Source organism: Halochromatium sp. NSM3, assembly GCF_059621085.1.
Genome location: NZ_JCAQIA010000026.1, coordinates 26,104 through 48,839, shown reverse-complemented (window position 1 = coordinate 48,839; position 22,736 = coordinate 26,104). Strand labels below are relative to the sequence as shown.

Here is a 22,736-nt window from a genome sequence, read left to right as displayed (position 1 = left end):
TTGAGCGCCTCGGTCTCGGGATCATGGGCGGCGACAGTCCCGACCGGCTCGCCGCAGTAGGTGACCACGGATTCCTCCAGCAGGCGCCAGGCGCGCTGTCTGGCCTCTTGGTGCATCGGTGCTCCTGTGGCCCGGTTGAGCGGTCTCTCTGGGAAATCAGCGCGCGCAGGCACCGACGTTGTCGGCGATCGCGCGCCAGTGGTGGCCATTGCGGGCCAGCAGCGCATCGGCCTCGGCCGGCCCATCGCTGCCGGCGCGATAGCCTGGCAACGGGGCGGCGGTCTCCGCCGCCCAGGCCTGCTCGATCGGGCTGATCAGGCGCCACTGCGCCTCGACGCCATCACGCCGGGTGAACAAGGTCGGATCACCGCGCAGGGCGTCGAGCAACAACACCGCGTAGGCCGAGGGCGGGTTGTCGCCGAACGCGGCGCGATAGCAGAAGTCCATCGATACCGGCACCGCGCGGCGCTCGCCGCCGGGCTGTTTCACACCAAATGCCAGACTGATGCCCTCGTCGGGCTGGATGCGCATCACGATGACGTTGGCCGTGAGCGCTTCCTCGTGCGGGAACAGCTGCATCGGCGGATGGCGGAAATGCACGGCGATCTCGGTGACCTGATGCGCGAGGCGCTTGCCGGTGCGCAGATAGAAGGGCACGCCGGCCCAACGCCAGTTGTCGATGCGCAGGTCGAGCGCGGCGAAGGTCTCGGTGCGCGAGTCCGCCGGCACCTTCGGCTCCTCAAGCCAGCCGGCGACCGAGGCGCCCTCGCTCTCGCCGGCGCTGTACTGGGCGCGCACCGTGCGCTCGGCGACGGTGATCTCGACGTAGTCGACGTGGTTGCGGTTCCACAGCGGCTCGAACAGCGCGTTGCTGAAGCGGAAGAAGAGGATGTTCTGGACCGTCTCCTTGCCCAGATAGTGATCGATGCGATAGACCTGCGATTCGTCGAAGCCCTCAGCGACGACGGCGTTGAGCGCCTGCGCCGAGTCGAGATCATGACCGAAGGGCTTCTCGATGATCACGCGCGCGAAGCCGTCTTGCTCGCGGTTCAGGTCGGCTGCGGCCAACTGACGGAGGATCGTCGGCGCCACCGAGGGCGGCGTGGCCAGATAGAACAGCCGGTTGGCCGTGGGCTGCTGGCTTAGGATCTCGCTCAGCTGCTGGTAGGTGCCCGCCTCGGTGAAGTCGCCGGGCAGATAGTGCAGGCGCTCGGCAAAGGCGTTCCAGGCCGCCTCGTCGAGGTGAGGGATTTCGGCGGAGGCGGCGGTGGCGTCTTTGGGCATGGCTCGGAATTCACCGTCGTCGATCGGATCGCGGCTGATGCCGATGATCTGCAGGTCCGGTGCCAAGCAGCCCTTGCCGGCGAGATGAAACAGCGCCGGGATCAGCTTGCGTCGGGTCAGGTCGCCACTGGCGCCGAAGATCACCGGGACGCTGGGCTCGGCCTGGGTGGATGTGATCAGTGGATCTGATCCGTTTGCCTCTTGGACCCGAACGGCGCGCCTTTTCTTGCAGTCCTCGCGCCCACCTCAGCGCCTAGCCCCGGCATCAGCGAGCAGCAGGCGCGCGTTGGCAACCGCCGGATCTTCGCTGTCGTCGGGACCGTTCATGTAGAGCACTGACGCGGCCAGGTAGCGCCGACGCCAGTGCTCGGGCATGGCCCCGGCATTGCGGAACGCCGCCTCAGTGAACTTGTAGTCGTGGGCGCCCTGATTGCGCTCGACCGTGTAGTGCCGAGCACGGCGCATGAGCGCCTGCTCGGAGCCGCCGGCCTCGAGATAGCCCAGCGCCTTGGGCACGGCCTCGCGGCGCGATACCGAGAGCGTGGCAAAGACCGCCTTGAGCGCCTCGTCGGAATCGGCGGCGACGCCGGCCGCAGGTGACGCCGGCTCTAAGCGGCTGAGCTGCGGCGCATCGCCATCACCACCGATCAGATCACGGAATAGCGGCAGGAAGCTGACCGCCTGCAGGAGCAGCAGCGTTCGGGTGTCGCTATCACCTGCGTGTCTGGCGCCCAAGAAGAGCGCATCACTGGTGGTATTGGCATGCACCGCGAGGATTCCCGGCTCGCGCAGCATCAGCTCGCCGGCGGCCGCGAACACGACAGTCCAGAGCCTGGTCTCGGGGACGCCCCAGGCAAGTGCCGCCGCGAGCGCGGCGCCGGCGTCATCGACCGAGCCTTCGCGCAGCACTGCGAGCAGGTCTTGCGATAGCGCCGCGTTGTTGGCGTCGGTCGCCTCGGCGTCAGGCGTCGTTGGCCGCTCAAGCTGCTTGATCCGCTCCAGGTTGTTGCGCCAGGGTGCGTCAGCCGCGAGCGCCGTGGTCGCCGGATTGGGCTCGCCCCGGTGATTCTGCAGCGCCAGTACCAGCGAGCGCAGCATTGGCTCGGCCCGCGCGCGCGACACCGCTGGCAGCAGCCGCGCGCAGTTCGCCACCGTGATCGCCTTGTGACCAATCGAGCGAAAATCGCGCGCCCCGTAGCGCCAAAGCCCCTGCAGGATCTGCTCCGGCACATGTTGCTGCAGCAAGACCACCAGGGCGTCGTCAGCGGCCTCGGCGTCCCATTGGTCGAGCGCCTGGTACAACGCCCGTTCCGGATGCTGTCGCACCGAGCGGCCGATCCGGCTCGCCGTGAGCGCTGTAGAGGCGTCGGACAACACCCAGCCGCCTCGGGACTGTTCCTGGGCTTGCGCGCCCTTGAAGGCGTCAGCCGCCCAGAGGATCGGTAGCCAGGCATCCTCGGAGGGGCCGTGCCTGGTCGTTCTGTCGACCGCATGCAGGACCATGAAGGCGTGATACTTGAAGCCAACGTGCGGATAGGGTCGGACCTGGCGCGCTGCGGCTTCGGCAAGGGCGCCCAGCAGCTCGGGATAGGTCAGGCCGGCCGCGATCCGTGTCACTAGCGCTTCGAGTAAGGTCTCGCGCTCAGTCTCGATCAGCAGGTCGAGCAGCTCTGGCGGGTTTCCCTCGGGACGCGCGGCCATGATCGCGCGGGGTGAGCAAGGAACCGCCGCGGCGGCCGCGAGCAAAAAGCGGCGGCGCGTAATGGCCAGCCCTCGCGCGCTGGCATCCGCATCATTCGGTGCCGCCCGGCGTGTGACAGGACGACCAGACTTCACCACAGCGGCTCTCCGCGTGCCTGCCAGGCCACAACCTGCTCGCGGAAGGCCGGCGGACCATGGACGAAGACCTGCTGCTGAGCTGCGTAGCCACCGTCCTCGCTCAAGGGTTGCTCGGTGTAGAGCAACGGGCGTTGTTGGCGCTCGGCAAAGGCCTTGAGCCAAGCCAGGGCGCGCGGCGGAATGCTGCGGCCAACCGGGACCGCGATGTCGACCGGCCGCTCGAGCCAGCGGCGTTTGGCGAACAGCACGATGACCCCGGCCTGGTCAGGCCGCATCCACTCCGGCAAGGGGCTGTCGTCGATGACCCAACCGCAGTTGAAGCTCCCGCAGCGCCGTTTGTGCTGTTTGCTCACCCAATCGCCCTCTTGCGGTCATCGGCATCGCGAGCCCTTCGCCACCTGCACCGGCGACCATTCGACGGCTTTCGCATAGCTTGCGTGACCGGGCTCGTTGTTTTCTATTCAATGATGACATTTTGATGACAGCCTGTTTTGCAAGGGCTTGCTCTCATCCAATGCGGCTCTCGCCTGCATCGTCACGTCGCCGCTAGCCATCCTGGCGCACGCCTTCGATCGACAGAATGATCTCGACCACCTGCGAGGCGGGACCCAGGTCATAGTCGATGCCGAAATCCTTCAACGCAAAGCGGGTCGCGCCCTGAAAACCGCGACGGAAGCCACCCCAGGGGTCGGGTCCAGCACCGATCTGCTCCACCTCGAGGGTGACCGGCTGGGTAACACCATGGAAGCTGAAGTCGCCCGTGACCGTGCCGTGGCGGCGGCGATTGCGGGCAGCAACAGCGCAGCGGTCAGGCTCAGGGCGGTCAGGGTCTTTGGCATGAGCATGGTCATTCTCCGGTTGGTCATGGGTTCGGTGAATCATCGGTTGGCGAGGACAGGCCTGGTCGCACCGGATCGGTTTGTCGGTGCATCAGCGCGCCTTGGAAGCTGATCGTCGTCCCAGCATGCGCAGCAGGGTGCGATCCCGATCGATCAGGTGATGCTTGAGCGCCGCCAGCGCATGGACACCAGCCAGCGAGACCAGCGAGAGGGCCAGGATCAGGTGGATCTCGCCGGCGATGTCGGCCTGATTCGGCAGGTCGGTGATCAGGGCTGGCACGCTGAACAGACCAAAAACGTCGATCGGACGTCCATCAATGCAAGATCACGGCAACGAGGCCGTAGGTGTCGTGACTATTGCCTAGCATGCTCAGGTCACTGTGCTCTCGGGGCAAGCAGGCGGTGTGGATGGCGAAAGAAGGTCGCTGCGGGGGCGGTCCTGGGAAATGATGTGCAGCGAACCCGCGCTGCCTTATCGGCCGCAATAACTCCACTCCAAAGCGACGCCCTCACAATGCAAGAGACCCCCGATATTGCCGTTTTTTTTCGGGGCCGACTCCTCGCTCGTTTCAGCGCCACGCTGCGCTGGAATGGCCACTTTATGCAAACCTGGCCGGGGCGCTTACTCGGCTCGAGCCTCAACAGGTGATACCGATGCAACAACCAAGACGGTGGCGACTCGCCGCACTCCTACTGGTAATGTCCAGCACAGGCGCTGGGAGCAGCGCCGCGTTCAGCGCCTGTGAGGCGACGGTTGCCGTGCAGGTGCTTGGCTCCGGCGGCCCGGAGGCGCAGCAGGAGCGCGCCAGCGCGGGCTATCTACTCTGGCTGGAGGGCAAGGCGCGGGTGCTGGTCGACCTCGGTGGCGGCAGCTTCGCGCGCTACGGCGCCAGCGGTGCGCGCTTTGCCGACCTCGATCTGATCGCGCTCACGCATCTGCACGCTGACCATGCGACCGATCTGCCAGCGTTGCTGAAGAGTGGCTATTTCAGCCCGCGCAGCCGGGCGTTGCCGATTGCCGGACCGACCGGTGGCGGGGACTATCCCGATCTCGAGGGCTATCTGCAGGGGCTGTTCGCTGCGCAGACCGGGGCGTTTGGTTACCTCTCGGGCTATCTCGATGGCGGCGATGGCCTGGTCAGGCTGGAGCGCCGCACGCTGGAGGCCGACAGCCGCGAGCCGATCCTGGTGCTCGAGACCGATGACTATCGGGTCAGTGCCATCGGCGTCACCCATGGCCCGGTCCCGGCGCTGGCCTACCGCATGGATGTGGGCGATCAGCGCATCGTCTTCAGCGGGGATCTCAATGGCGATGATCCCTGGTTCGTCGACTTTGCGCGCGATGCCGATCTGTTGATCATGGACCATGCCGTGCCCGAACAGGCGGGTCCGGTCGCCGCACGGCTGCATACCCTGCCCTCGGAGATCGCCGAGATCGCCAAGGCGGCCGAGGTCAAGCATCTGGTGCTCAGCCATCTGATGCGCCGCTCCGAGCGGGCACTGGATGACAGTCTGGCGCGGATTCGCGCTGTCTATCAGGGCAAGTTGAGCGTCGCCTCGGATTTGGACTGCTTCGGGCTCGAGCCGCCGGGCCGGTAGCACGGTGAGGCAATGACGCGGTGACGTGAATGAGGCGGCTCAGACCTCCAAGCGCTGTCCCTGCTCGGTGACAAAGGCACAGCCGCCCTGCCCGATGCGGATCTCGCCGGCCGTTTCGGTCAATCCCTCGGCATCGACCCAGGCGTCCATCTGCTCGAGCAGGCGCTGCAGGCGCAGTCCAAGCTCGGTGCGGCGGGCGTACGAAAAGCCGGTGACGCGCCAACTGAGGAGCGCATGCGGCCGCCCAGCGCGGCCGAGTCCAGCCATGCGCTGGACCAACTGCTCAACCAGCGCCTCGTCACCGAGCTGCTCGCGTAGAGCGTTGATCACCCTGCGATCATCCCAGTCGGCCGCCGTCGTCGGGAGCTGATGACGGAGTTCTGCGCCGATGAATCGGTACAGCGGTTCGCCAACCACCTGGCCCGTGAGCAGATCCTCGCGGGCCATCTGCCGATAATCCGGGGTTGGGTCGGAGCCGGTGCGTCGCGCCAGCTGCTCAAGGGCCATCGCTTCGGCACGATGACCACTGGGGGCGAAGCCGCAGAGCAGGTGATCCAGTGCATCATGGACCAAGACCGAGGTGGGGATGGCACCGCTGGCGTCGCTGGTCGCGGCGATGATCTCGGGATCATCGCGGTTGGCATCGAGCTTCCAACCGCGCGCGCCGAGGCCATCGAGCCAAGTCGCGCGATAGCTTACCGGGATGCTGACGACACTGCTCCCAATCCGCAGCCAGGCGGACGGTAGCAGGCGCAGGTCGCGTAAGGGATAGTTGCAGGCATTCGCGTTCATCATAGGGATTAGACCTGCCGCGACATCGCATCATTTCAAGCAATCGGTGTCGAATCGACGCCATGGGCTCGAATCGCCACCCGTGAGTCTGCTGCATCGCAAGCAGGAGCATGCGCAGACTCAGCAGCGAGAGGACTGACTGGATTGAAAGCCCGGTTGAAAGATTGACCAACTCGGTTGAAAGAACTCAGCCATCACACCGGTCTTAAGGGGTCAGCTCGTAGCAACCAACCTTGACCTGCGTGTGCAATCATCAACCAGGCTCGATCCGCTTGCGCAACCATCGCCCTCTGGCTGTCACCCCTTCTCGAGAGACCATCATGCAGAAGCAATCCTTCCCCCTGATCGCACTGATCTCCTCCTCACTGCTCTTGGCGTCAGCCGCGCAAGCGGAGACCGCGAGCGACGCGCCGCTGCCGAGCTATCAACAGGCACTGGACGCCTTTCAGGCGGAACGCGCCAAGACGAGCGGACCGAAGCTCGATGCGGCAGATCGGGCCGTCATGCAGCAGGCCGCTGAGGATCTCGCCGCTGCGATGCCAGACCCAGGCTTGGCGGTCGGCACTCAGGCGCCCGACTTCAGCCTGCCGAACGCGGTCGGCGAGCGCGTGCGGCTCGCCGATCTGCTCGCCGAAGGACCGGTGGTGCTGACTTTCTACCGCGGTGCCTGGTGCCCCTACTGCAACCTGCAGCTGCGCGGGCTGCAGCAATCCCTGCCCGAGATCGAGGCCCGAGGTGCGCGGCTCGTCGCGGTCACGCCTCAATTGCCGGATAAATCCCGTGAGCAGGTCGAGGACGACGGCTATGCGTTCGAGGTGTTGAGCGATCTGGATGATCGTGTGATGCAAGCCTATGACCTCTATTTCGAGGTCCCTGCCGATCTGGATGCCGTCTACCGTGAGCGTCTCGGATTGGACCTGGCCGAGTACAACGGCCCCGACCGGCGGGTCTTGCCCGTGCCGGCGACCTTTGTGATCGATGGTGACGGCGTGATTCGCGCTGCGTTTGCCGACATCGATTATCGCAAGCGTATGGAACCGGCCGCGATCATTGCGGCGTTGGATCAGGTCGGCGAGAGTGCTGGGGCCGACAAGGCCCCAGACTGAGCGCTGACGTCAACGGCTCAGACCCTCTCAGAATGACAGATCCGGATTGCCCTGGGCGCCACCGTAGATGGTCGGCGCATCACCGCTGTCGGACGGACCCTGGAGGCGGACATTGAACAGGTCAGCGTTGCCATCGGCGATGCCGTGATAACGATCGATCTGACTGCCGACGCCGGGTTGTGTGGCACTGACGCCAAAGCCGTCTTCGATGCCAGCCGGCTGGCTGGAGAGGTCCGGATGACCGGCGCTCAAGCCCTGATAGACGTCGGCGGCACTGACACTAGCGGCCGCCAGGCTGAACAGGGTCGCGGTCAGGGTGGTGGTAATGGTTTTCATGTAGTGTTCCTCGTTGGACAGTGGGTTTTATGTACTGCTATCGGCGAGCGGGGTGTAAGCATGACAGGCAACCCCGTGACCTCGGGACTTCTGGAAGCTGCCGACGGCGCGTCGGGGATGCCGTCGCGTGAATGGCTCGGTGGCTTATGGGGCCGCCATCAATCTGGGGACATCGCAGGCACCGTGAACTACGCGGACAATCTCGACGCTGTACAGGATTTGACGGTACAGGATGAGATACCACCGAACCGGGAAATAGCGAAGATCGGGCGCAACGTCGGACCTTTCCGGGCCAAGACCAGGCTAATCCCCGAGAAGAACGAACGTCTCTTCGATGTCATCAAGCACGCGGTCCGCAGCGCGCACATCGTCATGGGCGATGTGCAGCCAGATGTCGATCAGGTCTTCTTCGGCCTGTGCCATCCGCTTGATGGTCCGCATGATCCCTCACGCGCCCGTTGTTTCCCTGTCTTGCGCTGCAACCAGTCGCCGCCGGGCCTCGGCCTTGATTGCTGCCATATCGGCGTGGCGCCCCCGGCCTACTCGCGAGCCCCTCTGCCCACAGATGACGAAGCTCCTCGACGTCTTTTTGCTCCAAGGCGTAGCGGCGTTTCCAGTCCCGCAGCGCTTCGCGGACAACAGCCAACATTTCAGGCGTCAGCGCAATACTCACCTTTTCGATGTTCGCCATGTGACCGTTCCTCCTGACTCGAGGGTAGTACGGGATACTACCATGGAGTAAGAAACGTCCTCGGGGGTGCATCCAAGTACCAAAACACTGCACTCCTTCTACGACGTGGAGCCTTAGCATGACGACCGCGCTGGTCGGACGAAAAGCCGGGTTTTGGAGAATGCAACGGGGGTGCAGCAAGAACGGATCGGCAGCCAGTCCGTTCTCTTCCCATGATGAGGATGGCGTTTGCATGTGACCAAAAAGGGTCGGAGTAGAACGCACTCAGGCAGCCGGAGTCGACGCTGCGTCCGTGAAGCTCACTAGCGAATCACGATTGATCTCGGAGATCGTCTTCGCGCCCGTCAGCGTCATGGCGACCTGCATCTCCTTGGCAAACAGATCCAGCAGGTTCTCGACCCCCGCCTGACCGGCGGCACCCAAGGCATAGACGAAGGCGCGACCCAGCAGCACGGTATCGGCGCCCAGCGCGATCATGCGCAGCACGTCCAGACCATTGCGCACACCGGAGTCGGCCAGGACCTTCAGCTCCCCCTGCACCGCATCCACGATGGGCGGCAGCGCGCGCGCCGTGGACGGCACTCCATCCAGCTGACGCCCGCCGTGGTTGGACACGATGATGCCATCGGCGCCGAACTTGACCGAATCCTTGGCGTCTTGCGGATCAAGGATGCCCTTGATCACCATCGGCCCTTGCCAAAAGTCGCGAATCCATTCCAGATCCTTCCACGAGATCGACGGATCGAAGTTCGCCGCTAGCCAACCGATGTAGTCCTCCAGCGTGGTCGTCTTGCCGCGATACCTCGAGAGATTGCCCAGATCATGCGGGCGACCCCAGACGCCGACATCCCAGGACCAGCGCGGATGGGTCATCGCCTGCTGATACCGTCGCATGGCGGCCATCGGTCCACTCATGCCGGAGTGCGCATCGCGGTAGCGAGCGCCTGGCGTTGGCATGTCGACGGTGAACACCAGCACGGAGCAACCCGCAGCCTGGGCACGTTCCAGCGCGTTCTTCATGAAGCCGCGATCGCGCAGCACATAGAGCTGGAACCAGAGCGGACGATCGATGGCGGGGGCGACCTCCTCGATCGGACAGATCGACACGGTGGACAGGGTAAAGGGTAGGCCCTTGTTCGCCGCCGCCTTCGCCGCCTGGACCTCGCCACGACGAGCATACATGCCGGTCAAACCCACCGGCCCCAGCGCCACAGGCATCGACAAGGTCTCGCCGAACAACTCCGTGTCCAGCCTGAGATCCGACATGTTGCGCAGGATGCGCTGCCGCAGCGCGATGCCGGAAAGATCCGTTACATTGTGCCGCAACGTCTCCTCTGCATAAGCGCCGCCATCGATGTAATGGAAGAGGAAAGGGGGCAGACGACGCTTGGCTGCGGCGCGGTAGTCAGTGGGTGCGGAAATGATCATACGGATAGGACATCCAACTCACCCCGAGGGTCTAGGAAGGGCGCCGGGGCTAGAGAGTAACGGGGGGCTCGATCTGAGGTCAACGCACAAGAACGCCGGTGACGGCCGCCGCCTAAGGGCTGGACGTGACCCGAAAAACCCTCTCTGAGCTGTTGTTGCGTTATCCTCATGGCGACCAGCCCTTTTAAGGTGCATAAAAACAACATTTAAGATCAGCCGGTTACGATATCAGAGTGGATCTTACAGCCATCGAATCCAGCGATCTCCTACAAGCACTTCGAAGAAAAATCAGGGGCTTGCAGCTGGACACATTTCGCCACCTTAAAAGGGCTGCTCATGGCGACCTGAAGCCTCGGAGCTAAACCTCAAGACCGAGGTGGTATCATCCGCCACTGGTTCAGGAAAGCCCCCTATCAGACCATGCGCACCCTCCTTGTCACCGGCGGCGCCGGCTTTATCGGCGGCAACTTCGTGCATCTGAAGATGCACCAAGGCGTCGAGCGGGTGATCAACCTCGACAAGCTCACCTATGCCGGTAACCCAGACACCTTGGCCGCGTTTCGCGATGATCCGCAGCATGTCTTCATGGAAGGCGATATCGGTAATCAGGCCTTGGTCGGGCACCTGCTGCGTGAGTACCAGGTCGATGCGGTGGTCAACTTCGCCGCCGAGAGCCACGTCGATCGCTCGATTGACGGCCCCGCCGCCTTCATCGAGACCAATGTGCTCGGCACCTTCAGCCTGCTCGACAGCGCCAAGGCGTATTGGAGCGGGCTTGAGGCCGGGCGGCGCGAGGCCTTCCGCTTCCTGCATGTCTCGACCGACGAGGTCTATGGCTCGCTCGGGTCGAGCGGCAAGTTCACCGAAACGACGGCCTATGCGCCGAACTCCCCCTATTCGGCCTCGAAGGCGGCCTCGGATCATCTGGTGCGCGCCTGGCATCACACCTACGGGCTGCCGGTGCTGACCACGAATTGCTCGAACAATTACGGCCCCTACCAGTTTCCAGAAAAGCTGATCCCGCTGATGATCGCCAAGGCCCTCGCCGGCGAGCCGCTGCCGATCTATGGCGACGGCGGCAACATCCGCGATTGGCTCTATGTCGAGGATCACTGCCGCGCGATCGATCGGGTGCTCGAGGCCGGACGCCCCGGCGAGGTCTACAACATCGGTGGCGACAGCGAGCGCACCAATCTCGAGGTGGTCGACACCCTCTGCCGGCTGCTCGACGAGGCACTGCCCGACTCACCCCATCGCCCTCACAGCCAGCTCAAGCAGTTCGTCACCGACCGTCCCGGCCATGATCGCCGCTACGCGATCGATGCGACCAAGATCCAGACCGAACTCGGCTGGCAACCCGCCGAGACCTTCGAGAGCGGACTCGCGCGCACCTTGGCCTGGTATCTCGACAACCAGGAGTGGACGCGCCGGGTCACCGATGGCAGCTATCGTGGCGAGCGCCTCGGCGGCCAAGCCCTGGGAGGCGTGCTGGCATGAAGGCTGGAATGAACCGCAAGGGCATTATCCTCGCCGGCGGCTCCGGCACCCGGCTGCATCCGCTGACCCTGAGCATCAGCAAGCAGTTGCTTCCGGTCTACGACAAACCGATGATCTACTACCCGCTCGCGGTGCTGATGATGGCCGGCATCCGTGAGGTGCTGGTGATCACCACGCCGCACGATGCGCCGGCCTTTCACAAGCTGCTTGGCGACGGCAGCCAGTGGGGCGTGCAGCTCGAGTACGCGGTGCAGCCGGAGCCGGGCGGACTCGCGCAGGCATACATCATCGGTCGCGACTTCCTTGCTGGCGCCCCGTCCTGCCTGATTCTCGGCGACAACATCTTTTATGGCGGCGGCCTGCGCACGCATCTTCGCGCGGCGGCCGAGCGCGACCAGGGCGCCAGCGTGTTCGGCTATTGGGTGCGCGATCCGGAGCGCTATGGCGTCGCCGAACTCGATGCCGAGGGTCGGGTCATCGGGCTCGAGGAGAAACCGGTCAAGCCGCGCTCCAACTATGCCATCACCGGCCTCTATTTCTATGACGAGCGGGCCAGTGACTTCGCGGCCGAACTCACCCCCTCGGCGCGCGGCGAACTCGAGATCACCGACCTGAACCGTCGCTATCTTGAGCAAGGCGCCTTGCATGTCGAGCGTCTGAGCCGCGGTATCGCCTGGCTGGATACCGGCACCCATGAATCGCTGATCGAGGCCGGCAACTTCATCGAGACGATCGAGAAGCGGCAAGGGCTGAAGGTCTGCGCGCCGGAGGAGATCGCCTACAGCAACGGTTGGATCGATGACCAGGCCCTGCGCGCGGTTGCCGAGCCGCTGCGCAAGAGCGGTTACGGCGACTATCTGCTCGGTCTGATCACGCGAGGCCCTGTCCTATGAAGGTCACCGCGACCGCCATCCCCGAGGTGCTGCTGATCGAGCCACAGGTGTTCGGCGATCACCGCGGCTATTTCGTCGAGACGTGGCAGCAGCAGCGCTATGCCGAGCATGGCATCGGGCCGGCCTTCGTGCAGGATAATCAGGCCTCATCGGGCCACGGCATCCTGCGTGGACTGCATATCCAGAATCCCCATGGTCAGGGCAAGCTCGTGCAGGTGATCAGCGGTGCCGTGTTCGATGTGGCAGTGGATGTGCGGCGCGGATCACCCAGCTTCGGGCGTTGGGTGGGCGCCGAGCTAAACGAAACCAACAAGCATCAGCTCTGGGTGCCGCCCGGTTTCCTGCATGGTTATCTGGTCACCAGCGAACAGGCGATCTTCGGCTACAAATGCACCGAAGCCTATCATCCCGAGGCCCAGTTCGCGGTGCGCTGGGATGATCCAGATATCGGCATCGACTGGCCGGCCGGGATTCAGCCCGTGCTGTCGGAGAAGGATCGGGACGCGCCCCTGCTGCGCGAGATCCCCGCTGAGCGGCTGCCTAGCGCTCGCTGAAGGTTGCCAGCTCACCAACCGCAGCCAAGGGAGAGGCGCTTTATGGCTGCCACGGCGCCGATCAGGCTTAATGCCCTCAATGCCCGGCGCCGGCCTGCATGGTTGCCGAGAGCCGCTCGAAGACCTCGCGCCACGCCGATCGTGCATCGGCATCGAACGCATCGCCGAGCGCTTCGCCCAGGGTCTCAAGCAGGACCTCCTCGAACTTCGCGTAGTCGGCGGCTTGCACGCCGTATTCGGCATGACGCACCCCTAGGGTCTCGACCAGGGGTTGGACCCGTTGCGGATGCTCGAGCGCGCTGATCACGGTATTGATCATGGTGACGAAGAGATCGGCCTGTTGACCCATATCCGCCTTAAACAGGGGACGCAGTTCGGGATAGCGGGCGAGCAAGCGCTGATAGAAATCGCGGCAAACCGTTTTTCGTTGCGGCAGGATCAAATCCCAGGTTTGCCGAACACGCGAGGCCGTATCAGGATGCATGGCTGTTCTACCGACGCTAGTGGACGCGCATCATGCGCGCTCTTGCTCAATACTAGGCCAGAGCGCGCAGGGCTTCAACGCGATCCCAGAGTCGCATTCGGAGAGTTTTCGTATGAGTAGACTGCTGAAGGCGATCACCATCACCGAAATCGCCGGCGCCGTTCTTGCCATCTTCGCGATCTGGCTCGCCGGGCAGGTGCCCTCGATCGAGATGGCCTGGGTGATGGCGGTACTGGTCCTCACCGTCTTCCTGTTCGCATTCGAGGTGGTTCCGGTTGACGTCGCGGCCGTGAGCATCATGGTGCTGCTCGGGCTCACGTCCCTAGCTGCGCCCTGGATGGGCCTGGAAACGGGGCTGGTGCCCTTGGAAAACCTATTCGATGGCTTCGCCTCGAACGCGGTGATCTCGATCATCGCGGTGATGATCATCGGCGCCGCGCTGGATAAGACCGGCCTCATGACGCGGGTCGCGAACTTCATCATGCGCATCGGCGGCAGCACCGAGGCGCGCATCATCCCGCTGATCTCGAGCACCGTTGGCGTGATCTCCTCCTTCATGCAGAACGTCGGCGCGGCGGCGCTATTCCTGCCGGTGGTTAGCCGCATCTCGGCCCGCACCGGCCTGCCGATGTCGCGGCTGCTGATGCCGATGGGCTTCTGCGCCATCCTCGGCGGCACCATCACCATGGTCGGCTCGAGCCCGTTGATCCTGCTCAACGATTTGATCAAGACCACCAACCAAGGCCTGCCGTCTGATCAGCAGATGGAGACTTTTGGCCTGTTCTCGGTGACGCCGATCGGCCTGGCGCTGGTCGCGACCGGCATCCTCTACTTCGTGGTTGCGGGCCGCTTCGTGTTGCCCGCGCGCTCTAAAGATAAGCTGCTGCAGGCCGGCGATCCGATGGCCTACTACGCCGAGACCTATGGCGTCAGCGACTTCAGTGTGCACGAGGTTCGGATTCCCGCTGAAAGTCCGCTCGCCGGCCTCAGCGTGGACGAGATCGAGCGGCGTTGGAACCTGCGCATCATCGCCGTCGAGAAGGGCGATGGGGTGCGCTTCGGCGCCTCGGGGGTCGATCGCAGCCTAGGCATCGAACAGGGTACGCTGCTTGGCATCCTGGGGACCGAGGAGCGCATCAAGACCTTCGTCGCCGAGACCGAGATTGAGACCCGGCCCGAACTCGAGACCTTCGCCGAGGCCCTGTCCGCGAACAGGGCCGGTATCGCCGAGATTGTGATCCCACCGGGCTCTGGGCTGGTCGGCAAGTCCGCGCGCGATATCTTTATGCGCAAGGTCTACGGCCTCTCGTTGCTCGCCATCCGGCGCGGCGATGAGACCCTGACCTATGCCACGGGTGGTGTGCGTAACCTGCCGTTCAAGCCCGGCGATACGCTGGTGGTGCATACCGCCTGGACAGACCTGGTCCGGCTCGAGAGCAATCGCGATTTCGTCATCGTCACCACCGAGTATCCGCACGAAGAGCTGCGCCCGCACAAGCTCCCGGTTGCCCTGCTGTTCTTCGCGCTGACCTTGGGGCTGGTGCTGTTGACCGACCTAATGCTCTCGGTGGCGCTACTGACCGGCGCGATCGGCATGATCTTGAGCGGGGTGCTCTCGATCGACGAGGCCTACGAGGCGGTGAGTTGGAAGACCGTGTTCCTGCTGGCCTCGCTGATTCCGCTCGGCCTCGCGGTCGAGACCTCGGGTACTGCGGCCTGGATCGCGCAGGAGACGCTGGCGGCTCTAGGCGACGTACCGCTCTGGGTGATCCAGGCCGCGCTGGCGGTCCTCGCGACCTTCTTCACGCTGGTGATGTCGAATGTGGGCGCGACCGTGCTGCTGGTGCCGCTGGCGGTGAATATGGCACTCGGCGCGGGCGCCAATCCGGCCGTATTCGCGCTCACGGTCGGCATTGCGACCTCGAACTCGTTCCTGATCCCGACCCATCAGGTCAATGCCCTGATCATGGGCCCGGGCGGTTATCGCGTGCCCGACTACCTGCGCGCCGGCGGCATCATGACGGTGCTGTTCTTGGTGGTCTCGCTGCTGATGCTGAACCTGATGTTTTGACGAGGAGTGAGCAGACCCTCAGGCCGCCTCAGGGCACTCGAAGAGATAGTGCCCGACGTACCACTCCTGGCCCTGATGCAGCCCGAACAGCTCGGCACAGGCCATGAAGAACAATCGCCAGCGCATCCACCAGGTGCCGACCTGATCCTTGCCGTAGGTATTTTCCAGGATCGGCCAGACCTGATCCCGAGTGGCGTCCATCTGCGCCAGCCAGGCGTTTAGGGTCTTTTCGTAATGACACCCGTCCCAGCGCCAGCGATCGACCAGCTTGAGCCGCTGTTGAAAATGCAGCGGCAGATCATCGCTCGGCATGATGCCGCCAGCGAAGAAATAGTGGCTCATCCAGTCGTCCGGCCCAGTATCCTCGTAGGGATAAGGATGATCTCCATGGCAGAACACATGCATGAAGAAGCGCCCGCCAGGCTTGAGCCAATCGTGCAAGCGGCTGAACAGAGTCCGCCAGTTGCGCATGTGCTCGAACATCTCTAGCGAGACGATGCGGTCAAATCTCTGATCGATCGCGAAGGCGTTCATGTCGGCGGTGATGACGGTGAGATTCTCGATCCCGCGCCGCTTGGCCTCGCCCTCGATGTAGGCGCGCTGCGAGCTGGAGTTAGAGACCGCCGTGAAGCGGCTCGATGGGAACTGCTCGGCGGCCCAGAGGCTGAACGAGCCCCAGCCGCAACCGAGTTCGAGCACGTCCATACCGGCATCGATCCCGGCGCGGCGCGCGGTCTCCGCCAGTGACGCCTCCTCGGCCTGGTCTAGGTTGGTGACTCCCGTCGGCCACCAACAGCAACTGTATTTGCGGCGCGGGCCGAGGACGGTCGCGAAGAACTCGGCCGGCACCTCGTAGTGCTGCTCGTTGGCGCGCTCCGGCACCGCAGCCACCGGCGAGTCGTCCAGCATCGCGATGAAGGCCTTCTTGTGCTCCGCCGCAGCCTCGCAGTCGTTCATCGGCAGCTCGGCCAAGGTCTTGCGCAACCGTTGGCGGATACCCGCGCGGATGATCGGATCGGGCACGATGCCGCGCTCCACCAGCGAGATGATCATGGCCTCGGAAATCGGCATTCAATACTCCAGCATTCGTGATTCCAGGATAATCCGTCAGGTATTGGCAGCAACGGCTGGATACAATTTCGATCCGCAAGAGAAGGTATGAGGTTGCTGATCAATGCTGCCAATCGGAGCAGCAGACCTCAGCAGCGCATCGCGTCCATTCAGGGGCGCAATACGCGACCGGTGCGGGCATCGCGGATGAGGGAGGGTCGCGGATTGTCACCGCAGCGCGCGTTGAGGATGAGGTCCGGGCCTTTGGGCAGGCGGTGGCGGACTTCAAGCGCGGTGCGCGCCGGCGGCCGAGCGGCGATGTTGGCGCTGGTCGAGACCAGTGCCCCGCCGCCGTAGCCGGCCCAAGCCGCGCACAGCGCACGGGCGACGGGATGGCCAGGGATGCGCACGGCGATGGTCTCATGCGCGCCGGTGAGCCAGCTTGGCGTATCGGGGCGCGCCGGCAGCAGCCAAGTATTCGGTCCAGGCCAAGATGCCTCGATCTCAGCCATTCGCGCGGGCTCCAGCGGCAGAATGAACGGCCATAAGGCGTCGAGATCGGCGGCGATCAGGATCAGGCCCTTGTGCTCGGGGCGGCGCTTGATCGCGAGGATTCGCCGCACCGCTCGGGCGTCCAACGGATCGCAGCCGAGTCCAAAGATGGCCTCGGTGGGATAGGCGAGGATCTCGCCGGCGGCGATCGCCTGCGCCGCGAGCCGCAGGCCGAACGGTGAGGGACCGATGGTTCTGGTTCTCATGCCGCTTCGCCGCCAGCCATCAGGCGACCGGCTCAGGCGCCGGCTTGCTGCGGGCGCTATTCGCATCGGTATCCGGCCCGTCCGATCCGCCTTCGTCGTCGGCCGGCGCGCTATAACCGCACTCCTTCTGCGGACAGACCTTCTGCGCGCCCTTGGACTTGGTGACCTTGAGGGTCAGCACCGGCCAGCTGCAGTTCGGGCAGGGCTCGGCGAGCGGCTCGTTCCAGACTGCGTAGTCGCACTTAGGGTAGGTCGAGCAGGAATAGAAGATCTTGCCGCGTCGCGATTTCTTCTTTTGCAACGAGCCCTTATTGCACTTTGGACATTCAACGCCGGTGTCCTCGGGTTTCTCGAGCGGCTCGATGTAACGGCACTTTGGATAGCCGGTGCAGCCGATGAACTTGCCATAGCGTCCGCGTTTCACGGCAAGCGGTGAGTCGCACTCCGGGCAGGACTTGCCTTCGACGATCTCGGGCTCATCGCTGGCGCCCTTCTCGGCATTCAGGTCGCGAGTGTAGTCGCACTCTGGATACTTGGAGCAGCCGATGAAGAAACCATTTCGCCCAAGGCGTTTGGCAAGCTGTCCGCCACACTTGGGGCATTCTTCATCGATGGCCTCTTGGGTGACATCGCTGCGCTGCACATGCTCCTGGGTGTAGTCGACCTGCTCCTTGAATGGTTTCCAAAACTGCTCCAGCAGCGGAATCCACTCCTCCTCACCACGCGAGACGGCATCGAGGGTGTCTTCGAGCCGGGCGGTGAAGTCGTAGTCGACATAGGAGGTGAAGTGCTCGGTGAGGAACTTGTTGACGATGCGTCCGACATCGGTCGGGGTGAAGCGCTTCTTCTCAAGTTCGACGTACTCACGCTCCTGCAGGGTCGAGATGATCGAGGCATAGGTCGAAGGCCGACCGATGCCGAGTTCTTCCAGCATCTTCACCAGCGAGGCCTCCGAATAGCGCGGCGGCGGCTCAGTGAAGTGCTGCTCGGGGCGGACCGCAACCAAATCGACCTGACTGCCCTCCTTGAGATCGGGCAGCATCCGCTCTTCATCGTCATCGGCCCCGGCCACATCATCGCGGCCTTCCAGGTAGACGCGCATGAAGCCTGGCTCGGCGATGGTCGAGCCGGTCGCCCGAAAGCGATTGCCTTCCCCGCAGCCGAGATCGATCGAGACCAGGTTCAGCAGCGCGTGCGCCATCTGGCAAGCGAGGGTCCGTTTCCAGACCAGCTCGTAGAGCCGGGCCTGGTCCTTGGTCAGATGGGCCTTGATCTGCTCCGGCTGATAGCCAATCGACGTGGGTCGAATCGCCTCGTGCGCCTCCTGCGCGTTCTTCGACTTGGTCTTGAATAGTCTGGCCTGTGGGGGCAAGTGATCGGCGCCGTAGCGCTCGGCGATGAAGGCCCGTAGCTCGCCGATTGCCTCCTGCGAGAGATTGACCGAGTCGGTTCGCATGTAGGTGATAAGACCCACCGCCCCGCTGCCGATATCGACGCCTTCATAGAGCTGTTGAGCAGTGCGCATGGTGCGTTGCGCGGTGAAGCCAAGCTTGCGCGCCGCCTCCTGCTGCAGGGTCGAGGTAATGAACGGCGGCGCCGGATGCCGCTTGCGTTGCTTGCGCTCGACCTTGTCGACGCTGAGCTTGCCGTTGGCCGCCGCGAGCAGCCCTTGTTCAACCTCGCGCGCCCGGGTCTCATCAGTGATCGTGAACTGCTCGACCTTCTCTCCCCCATACTCGGCGAGCTTGGCGCTGAAGGTCTTGCCCTGATCGGCCGCATCGGCCTCGACGGTCCAATACTCGCGGCTCTGGAAGGCCTCGATCTCCTGCTCGCGCTCGACGATCAGGCGCAGTGCCGGACTCTGCACCCGCCCAGCGGAGAGCCCGCGGCGCACCTTCTTCCATAGCAGCGGCGAGAGGTTGAAACCGACGAGATAATCGAGTGCGCGTCGTGCCTGCTGCGCATTGACGAGATCGTATGAAAGCGTGCGCGGATGGGCCACGGCCTCGTTGACGGCACGCTTGGTGATCTCGTTGAAGACGACCCGATAGACCGGGCGTTCCCCGATTTGACGGCGCTTGAGCAGCAGCTCATAGAGATGCCAGGAAATGGCCTCGCCCTCGCGGTCGGGGTCGGTCGCGAGATAGAGCGCCGTGGCGGTCTTGAGCTTCTTCGAGATGGCCTGGACGTGCTTCTCGTTGCGCTCGATGATTTGGTACTTCATCTCGAAGCCGTGCTCTGGATCGACCGCGCCCTCCTTGGGGACCAGATCGCGCACGTGTCCGTAGGAGGCCACGACTTCAAAGTCCGGCCCCAGATACTTCTTGATGGTCTTCGCCTTGGCCGGCGACTCGACGACGACGAGATTCATAGTCTTGCCAATGCGCTGAAATGGAGCGCTAGGAGATACGATCGGCGGCCCCTACGTCAAGGTCGACGCTCCAGACTTCTCGTGCCGTCGTGACGAGATGGCCACCGCAAAGCGGCCTCGGCCCGCACGCCTGCGGAGGCTTGCTCGCCGTCGGTGCGCTAATGCAGGTAGGCAGGCTCGTCCCCGTAGATGAGTTCTTCCATTTGGGTAAACGCGTCTTCCTGCCCAGGGCGATTCATCAGCACCAGCAGCACGACCCACTTGAGTTCATCCATCGAGACGGCGGCCTGCTCGATGGCGATGGCGCGATCGATCACCAGCTCGCGGCTGAGCGGGTCGAGGATGCCGTTCTGCTCCAAGAACAGCAGCAGCCCACGCGCTTCGAGGTCTAACTTGGTCTCCTCGGCGGTGGTGTAGATGCGCATCGCACCGTGATCACACGGGCGGTAATCGCTGTGCTCCATGCGCCGCGCCAAATCGTCGAGCCAGGTCAGCGCCTGCGCCACCTCGTTGCTGGTGAAGCCGGCGCTGGTCAGTTCATCTTCCAGTTCGCCATGATCTTCCGGTGGCATGGCCTCACCGCTCATGTAGTTCTCGAAGAGATAGATCAGGACATCGACCATGTTGTCGTACATTCAGAGTCCTCTGATGGAGTCACAAGCCTCGGCGTGCTTGGCGGCGGTTTACAACAACCGCCACTCGCCGAGGTGACGGCTAAGTGCCGAGGTGACGGCAGTACCGTCCGCCCGCTAAGCATGATACATGGCCCTGCAACTCAAGGAGCAATAACATCGAAGAGACCGCCTGCGCGGAGAAGCCGGTACGCACCACCAGCTCATCGGGCGCGACCGGGTCTTGGCCCATGCTCTCGAGGAGGCGGCCATAGTCCGGGTCGAGGCCTGCCGTTGTCTCCGAATCAACGCCTTTCGTCGTCGGCATCACGGATGATCGATGCGATGACTGTCCGGCGTTGGCCGGCTGCTTCGAGGGCTTGGACTCGGGGGATTCGGCGAGCTGGGTGGACTGGGCCAGATAGGTTTGTAGCTGGGGCGCCAGTTCCTCGAGCAACTGATCAACGCTGTCGATCAGCTTGGCGCCCTCGCGGATCAGCGCATGACAGCCGCGCGCCAAGGGACTGTGGATCGAGCCGGGAATCGCAAACACCTCGCGTCCCTGCTCCGCCGCATAGCGGGCGGTGATCAGGGAGCCGCTACGCGGTGCCGCCTCGGTCACCAGCGTGCCCAGGCTGAGGCCGCTGATGGTCCGATTGCGGCGCGGAAAATGACTCGCCTGCGGTCCAACGCCGGGCGGGAATTCACTGACCAGCGCGCCCTCGGTGCTGATCCGATGGGCCAGCTCGCGATGGGCGGCTGGGTAGACCCGATCCGGCCCGGTGCCGAGCACGGCGATGGTGCGGCCCGTCTCCAATGCGCCCAGATGCGCCGCCGCATCTACGCCTAGGGCCATGCCGCTGGTGATCACCAATCCAAGTCCGGCCAGATGCGCGGCAAAGGCGCGCGTGGTTTGCACCCCGCCTGCGGTGGGGTTGCGGCTGCCAACGATGGCGAGCTGCGGCTCCCGCAGCAGCGCCAGATCACCGCGCACGAACAGCAGCGGCGGCGCCGACGAGAGCTGGGCCAGGCGCGGCGGATACGCTGGATCGACCAGTGTCAGGATGTGCGCCTCGGCCTGCTCGGCCCAGCGCAGGGACGCCGAGATGGCGGCCGTATCCGGCGCGCGCAGCGCCGCGAGCATCGGCTCGCTCAGCCCGAGCGAGCGCAAGGCCGAGGTCGGCGCGGCGCAGGCCGCCTCGGCGCTGCCGAACGCGGCCAACAGCTTGTCGATACGGCGCGGACCCAGCCCCGGCGTCAACACCAGGGTCAGCCATGCGGTGAGATCAGTCTCATCCATATCGCTCAAACCATATCGCTCATGGGCTCAATGTCCGCGCGGTGCCGCGACCCTCTCGCCGATGTGCAGCGCCTGATTGGCCCGCATCACCAGCGCAACGCTGGCGCGCTCGAAGACCCGGAACACCATGACGATCCCGGTTTGGGATTCGGGCACGATGTAGGCGCCACCATCGCGCGCCTCGCCACCGTCATAGACAGCGAACACCTGCCCGACCTCCACCCCGTCGCGCGTGCCGCGATCGAGCACCACGCTATCGTACTGGCCGATCCGCGAGACGTCATCGAGCACCGAGATGATATGCCCCTTCAGCCCAGCCGGTGCCGGCTGCGGCAAGAAGCGGCGAAGCGCGATTTCGTCGCGCGCCGGACGCACGCGATCGCCCATCCGCACCGGCATGATGGCGTTGGTCACCAACAAGACTGCCGGGTCGCCTGTCCGCTCCAATCGCGCCTCGGCCACGAAGCGCGCCGGGTAACCGAGCACGTCTTGAGTGACCGGATCGCGCAAGGCCTCAACTGGGCGCAGGATCTCGTATCTGGCCTCCCGCATCTCCAGGATCTGGCGCACGAAGATGCGATCACCGGTCGCGGCCAGGAGGCGCTCGTGCAGGAAACCGACGACAGAGGGCGCCTCCTCGAGCGCGCGCGAATCGGCGACCCAGGACCGCGATAGGAACGGCCCGATGGCATCGATCGGGATGATTGGCACCGCCGCGTCCAGCTTGGTGACCTGCACGCGTGGCGACAGCTTCACCACGCGCATTCCACCCGAGGCCCCAGCCGTTGCTTGGCGCACACGCGGCCTGCCAGGGCGGCTGGTATCGAGCAAGAGTCGATCCCCCGGATAGATGAGATTCGGGTCCGCAACCTCGGGATTTTCCTCCCAGACCTCGGGCCAGCGCCAGGGATCACGCAGGAAACGCCCAGCGATCCCCCACAGACTATCGCCAGGGCGAACGTGGTAGACCTCGGGGGCATTCGGCTGCAGCGCCACCGGTGCCGCCACCGGTGCCGCCGCCGTTGCCGCCGCTGGTGCCGCGAGCAACAGCGACCAGGCCGCCACGACCAGCGGCGCGACCACCACAGGTCCAACGTGGGAACCAGCACGCGAAAGGAACCGGAGTGCGCACAGCACCTTCGACATCATCGTTTCTATTTATGCTCCCGTCCGCTTGCCTTGAGCGCGCTGAGACGCCCGGCCTCGAGCCTGCGAGATTCGGCGCTGCCGATC

22 protein-coding genes are annotated in these 22,736 nt (G+C 64.3%); 6 read left to right on the top strand and 16 right to left on the bottom strand.

The genetic code is table 11. The annotated features are described in order from the left end of the window. Positions 1 to 156 precede the first annotated feature (156 nt). The 5 genes from AC54T3_RS11915 to AC54T3_RS11895 all read right to left on the bottom strand — a co-directional run bounded on the left by AC54T3_RS11915 (position 157) and on the right by AC54T3_RS11895 (position 4,242). Positions 157 to 1,428: a glucose-6-phosphate dehydrogenase gene (locus tag AC54T3_RS11915; RefSeq protein WP_496624988.1), complete on the bottom strand. Its 1,272-nt coding sequence runs from the start codon at positions 1,426 to 1,428 to the stop codon at positions 157 to 159. Positions 1,429 to 1,530: 102 nt separating this feature from the next. Next, positions 1,531 to 2,985: a hypothetical protein gene (locus AC54T3_RS11910; protein WP_496624986.1), complete on the bottom strand. Its 1,455-nt coding sequence runs from the start codon at positions 2,983 to 2,985 to the stop codon at positions 1,531 to 1,533. A 131-nt stretch (positions 2,986 to 3,116) separates the two neighbouring features. Beyond that, positions 3,117 to 3,476, bottom strand: coding sequence for a hypothetical protein (locus AC54T3_RS11905; protein ID WP_496624985.1), 360 nt, complete (start codon positions 3,474 to 3,476; stop codon positions 3,117 to 3,119). Positions 3,477 to 3,669: 193 nt separating this feature from the next. Next, positions 3,670 to 4,005 (bottom strand): YceI family protein, encoded by a 336-nt coding sequence (locus tag AC54T3_RS11900; protein ID WP_496624983.1) that lies wholly within the window; start codon positions 4,003 to 4,005, stop codon positions 3,670 to 3,672. 48 nt (positions 4,006 to 4,053) lie between these two features. Continuing rightward, positions 4,054 to 4,242 (bottom strand): cytochrome b, encoded by a 189-nt coding sequence (locus AC54T3_RS11895; RefSeq protein WP_496624982.1) that lies wholly within the window; start codon positions 4,240 to 4,242, stop codon positions 4,054 to 4,056. A gap of 374 nt (positions 4,243 to 4,616) precedes the next feature. Here AC54T3_RS11895 and AC54T3_RS11890 point away from each other — a divergent pair, with 374 nt between their 5' ends. Continuing rightward, complete coding sequence (locus tag AC54T3_RS11890; RefSeq protein WP_496624980.1) at positions 4,617 to 5,561, top strand: MBL fold metallo-hydrolase; 945 nt, start codon at positions 4,617 to 4,619, stop codon at positions 5,559 to 5,561. Positions 5,562 to 5,600: 39 nt separating this feature from the next. On the opposite strand, the gene AC54T3_RS11885 is transcribed toward AC54T3_RS11890, so the two are convergent. Continuing rightward, a complete protein-coding gene (locus AC54T3_RS11885; RefSeq protein ID WP_496624979.1) occupies positions 5,601 to 6,356 on the bottom strand; it encodes a hypothetical protein in 756 nt (251 codons plus the stop codon). Positions 6,357 to 6,673: 317 nt separating this feature from the next. On the opposite strand from AC54T3_RS11885, the gene AC54T3_RS11880 reads away from it, so the two are divergent. Further along, a complete protein-coding gene (locus AC54T3_RS11880; protein ID WP_496624977.1) occupies positions 6,674 to 7,459 on the top strand; it encodes a peroxiredoxin-like family protein in 786 nt (261 codons plus the stop codon). Between the two features lie 27 nt (positions 7,460 to 7,486). Here the strand turns inward: AC54T3_RS11880 and AC54T3_RS11875 are convergent, their stop codons facing one another. From AC54T3_RS11875 to lldD, 3 genes are all read right to left on the bottom strand, one after another. Next, a complete protein-coding gene (locus tag AC54T3_RS11875; protein ID WP_496624975.1) occupies positions 7,487 to 7,795 on the bottom strand; it encodes a hypothetical protein in 309 nt (102 codons plus the stop codon). Positions 7,796 to 8,098: 303 nt separating this feature from the next. Continuing rightward, positions 8,099 to 8,236 carry a type II toxin-antitoxin system RelE/ParE family toxin gene (locus AC54T3_RS11870; protein ID WP_496624973.1) on the bottom strand — a complete coding sequence of 46 codons (138 nt, stop codon included), beginning with the start codon at positions 8,234 to 8,236 and terminating at the stop codon, positions 8,099 to 8,101. A 514-nt stretch (positions 8,237 to 8,750) separates the two neighbouring features. Continuing rightward, complete coding sequence (lldD, locus tag AC54T3_RS11865) at positions 8,751 to 9,914, bottom strand: FMN-dependent L-lactate dehydrogenase LldD (protein WP_496624971.1); 1,164 nt, start codon at positions 9,912 to 9,914, stop codon at positions 8,751 to 8,753. Between the two features lie 420 nt (positions 9,915 to 10,334). Between lldD and rfbB the strand changes: the two genes are divergently transcribed. Genes rfbB through rfbC form a run of 3 tightly spaced genes read left to right on the top strand, consistent with a single transcriptional unit; the run spans position 10,335 to position 12,858 of the window. Beyond that, the gene (rfbB, locus tag AC54T3_RS11860) at positions 10,335 to 11,411 is read left to right on the top strand and encodes a dTDP-glucose 4,6-dehydratase (RefSeq protein ID WP_496624969.1); all 1,077 of its coding nucleotides are present in this window, start codon (positions 10,335 to 10,337) and stop codon (positions 11,409 to 11,411) included. An 8-nt stretch (positions 11,412 to 11,419) separates the two neighbouring features. Then, positions 11,420 to 12,304 (top strand): glucose-1-phosphate thymidylyltransferase RfbA, encoded by an 885-nt coding sequence (gene rfbA, locus AC54T3_RS11855; RefSeq protein WP_496624989.1) that lies wholly within the window; start codon positions 11,420 to 11,422, stop codon positions 12,302 to 12,304. Further along, positions 12,301 to 12,858 carry a dTDP-4-dehydrorhamnose 3,5-epimerase gene (gene rfbC, locus AC54T3_RS11850; RefSeq protein WP_496624967.1) on the top strand — a complete coding sequence of 186 codons (558 nt, stop codon included), beginning with the start codon at positions 12,301 to 12,303 and terminating at the stop codon, positions 12,856 to 12,858. Before rfbA ends, rfbC begins: the two co-directional genes overlap by 4 nt. 76 nt (positions 12,859 to 12,934) lie before the next feature. On the opposite strand, the gene AC54T3_RS11845 is transcribed toward rfbC, so the two are convergent. Next, positions 12,935 to 13,342: a globin domain-containing protein gene (locus AC54T3_RS11845; RefSeq protein ID WP_496624965.1), complete on the bottom strand. Its 408-nt coding sequence runs from the start codon at positions 13,340 to 13,342 to the stop codon at positions 12,935 to 12,937. A 112-nt stretch (positions 13,343 to 13,454) separates the two neighbouring features. Between AC54T3_RS11845 and AC54T3_RS11840 the strand changes: the two genes are divergently transcribed. Continuing rightward, positions 13,455 to 15,413 (top strand): SLC13 family permease, encoded by a 1,959-nt coding sequence (locus AC54T3_RS11840; protein WP_496624963.1) that lies wholly within the window; start codon positions 13,455 to 13,457, stop codon positions 15,411 to 15,413. Positions 15,414 to 15,431: 18 nt separating this feature from the next. Here the strand turns inward: AC54T3_RS11840 and AC54T3_RS11835 are convergent, their stop codons facing one another. From AC54T3_RS11835 to AC54T3_RS11810, 6 genes are all read right to left on the bottom strand, one after another. Then, positions 15,432 to 16,484, bottom strand: coding sequence for a cyclopropane-fatty-acyl-phospholipid synthase family protein (locus AC54T3_RS11835; protein ID WP_496624962.1), 1,053 nt, complete (start codon positions 16,482 to 16,484; stop codon positions 15,432 to 15,434). A 149-nt stretch (positions 16,485 to 16,633) separates the two neighbouring features. Further along, a complete protein-coding gene (gene tsaC / locus AC54T3_RS11830) occupies positions 16,634 to 17,221 on the bottom strand; it encodes an L-threonylcarbamoyladenylate synthase type 1 TsaC (protein ID WP_496624960.1) in 588 nt (195 codons plus the stop codon). 19 nt (positions 17,222 to 17,240) lie between these two features. Beyond that, complete coding sequence (topA, locus tag AC54T3_RS11825) at positions 17,241 to 19,592, bottom strand: type I DNA topoisomerase (RefSeq protein WP_496624958.1); 2,352 nt, start codon at positions 19,590 to 19,592, stop codon at positions 17,241 to 17,243. A 158-nt stretch (positions 19,593 to 19,750) separates the two neighbouring features. Beyond that, complete coding sequence (locus tag AC54T3_RS11820; RefSeq protein ID WP_496624956.1) at positions 19,751 to 20,227, bottom strand: Smg family protein; 477 nt, start codon at positions 20,225 to 20,227, stop codon at positions 19,751 to 19,753. Positions 20,228 to 20,306: 79 nt separating this feature from the next. Beyond that, on the bottom strand, positions 20,307 to 21,503 hold the full coding sequence (gene dprA / locus AC54T3_RS11815) for a DNA-processing protein DprA (protein WP_496624954.1): 1,197 nt from the start codon (positions 21,501 to 21,503) through the stop codon (positions 20,307 to 20,309). Positions 21,504 to 21,530: 27 nt separating this feature from the next. Next, positions 21,531 to 22,586: a LysM peptidoglycan-binding domain-containing protein gene (locus AC54T3_RS11810; RefSeq protein WP_496624952.1), complete on the bottom strand. Its 1,056-nt coding sequence runs from the start codon at positions 22,584 to 22,586 to the stop codon at positions 21,531 to 21,533. Positions 22,587 to 22,736 lie beyond the last annotated feature (150 nt).

Bases quoted from the DNA above. Each gene is read 5' to 3' on its own strand.
- AC54T3_RS11885 (WP_496624979.1), bottom strand. From the start codon at position 6,356: ATGATGAACGCGAATGCCTGCAACTATCCCTTACGCGACCTGCGCCTG.
- AC54T3_RS11890 (WP_496624980.1), top strand. From the start codon at position 4,617: ATGCAACAACCAAGACGGTGGCGACTCGCCGCACTCCTACTGGTAATG.
- AC54T3_RS11870 (WP_496624973.1), bottom strand. From the start codon at position 8,236: ATGCGGACCATCAAGCGGATGGCACAGGCCGAAGAAGACCTGATCGAC.
- AC54T3_RS11875 (WP_496624975.1), bottom strand. From the start codon at position 7,795: ATGAAAACCATTACCACCACCCTGACCGCGACCCTGTTCAGCCTGGCG.
- rfbC (WP_496624967.1), top strand. From the start codon at position 12,301: ATGAAGGTCACCGCGACCGCCATCCCCGAGGTGCTGCTGATCGAGCCA.
- lldD (WP_496624971.1), bottom strand. From the start codon at position 9,914: ATGATCATTTCCGCACCCACTGACTACCGCGCCGCAGCCAAGCGTCGT.
- rfbB (WP_496624969.1), top strand. From the start codon at position 10,335: ATGCGCACCCTCCTTGTCACCGGCGGCGCCGGCTTTATCGGCGGCAAC.
- AC54T3_RS11835 (WP_496624962.1), bottom strand. From the start codon at position 16,484: ATGCCGATTTCCGAGGCCATGATCATCTCGCTGGTGGAGCGCGGCATC.
- AC54T3_RS11840 (WP_496624963.1), top strand. From the start codon at position 13,455: ATGAGTAGACTGCTGAAGGCGATCACCATCACCGAAATCGCCGGCGCC.
- rfbA (WP_496624989.1), top strand. From the start codon at position 11,420: ATGAACCGCAAGGGCATTATCCTCGCCGGCGGCTCCGGCACCCGGCTG.
- AC54T3_RS11910 (WP_496624986.1), bottom strand. From the start codon at position 2,985: ATGGCCGCGCGTCCCGAGGGAAACCCGCCAGAGCTGCTCGACCTGCTG.
- topA (WP_496624958.1), bottom strand. From the start codon at position 19,592: ATGAATCTCGTCGTCGTCGAGTCGCCGGCCAAGGCGAAGACCATCAAG.
- dprA (WP_496624954.1), bottom strand. From the start codon at position 21,503: ATGGATGAGACTGATCTCACCGCATGGCTGACCCTGGTGTTGACGCCG.
- AC54T3_RS11900 (WP_496624983.1), bottom strand. From the start codon at position 4,005: ATGATTCACCGAACCCATGACCAACCGGAGAATGACCATGCTCATGCC.
- tsaC (WP_496624960.1), bottom strand. From the start codon at position 17,221: ATGAGAACCAGAACCATCGGTCCCTCACCGTTCGGCCTGCGGCTCGCG.
- AC54T3_RS11845 (WP_496624965.1), bottom strand. From the start codon at position 13,342: ATGCATCCTGATACGGCCTCGCGTGTTCGGCAAACCTGGGATTTGATC.
- AC54T3_RS11880 (WP_496624977.1), top strand. From the start codon at position 6,674: ATGCAGAAGCAATCCTTCCCCCTGATCGCACTGATCTCCTCCTCACTG.
- AC54T3_RS11820 (WP_496624956.1), bottom strand. From the start codon at position 20,227: ATGTACGACAACATGGTCGATGTCCTGATCTATCTCTTCGAGAACTAC.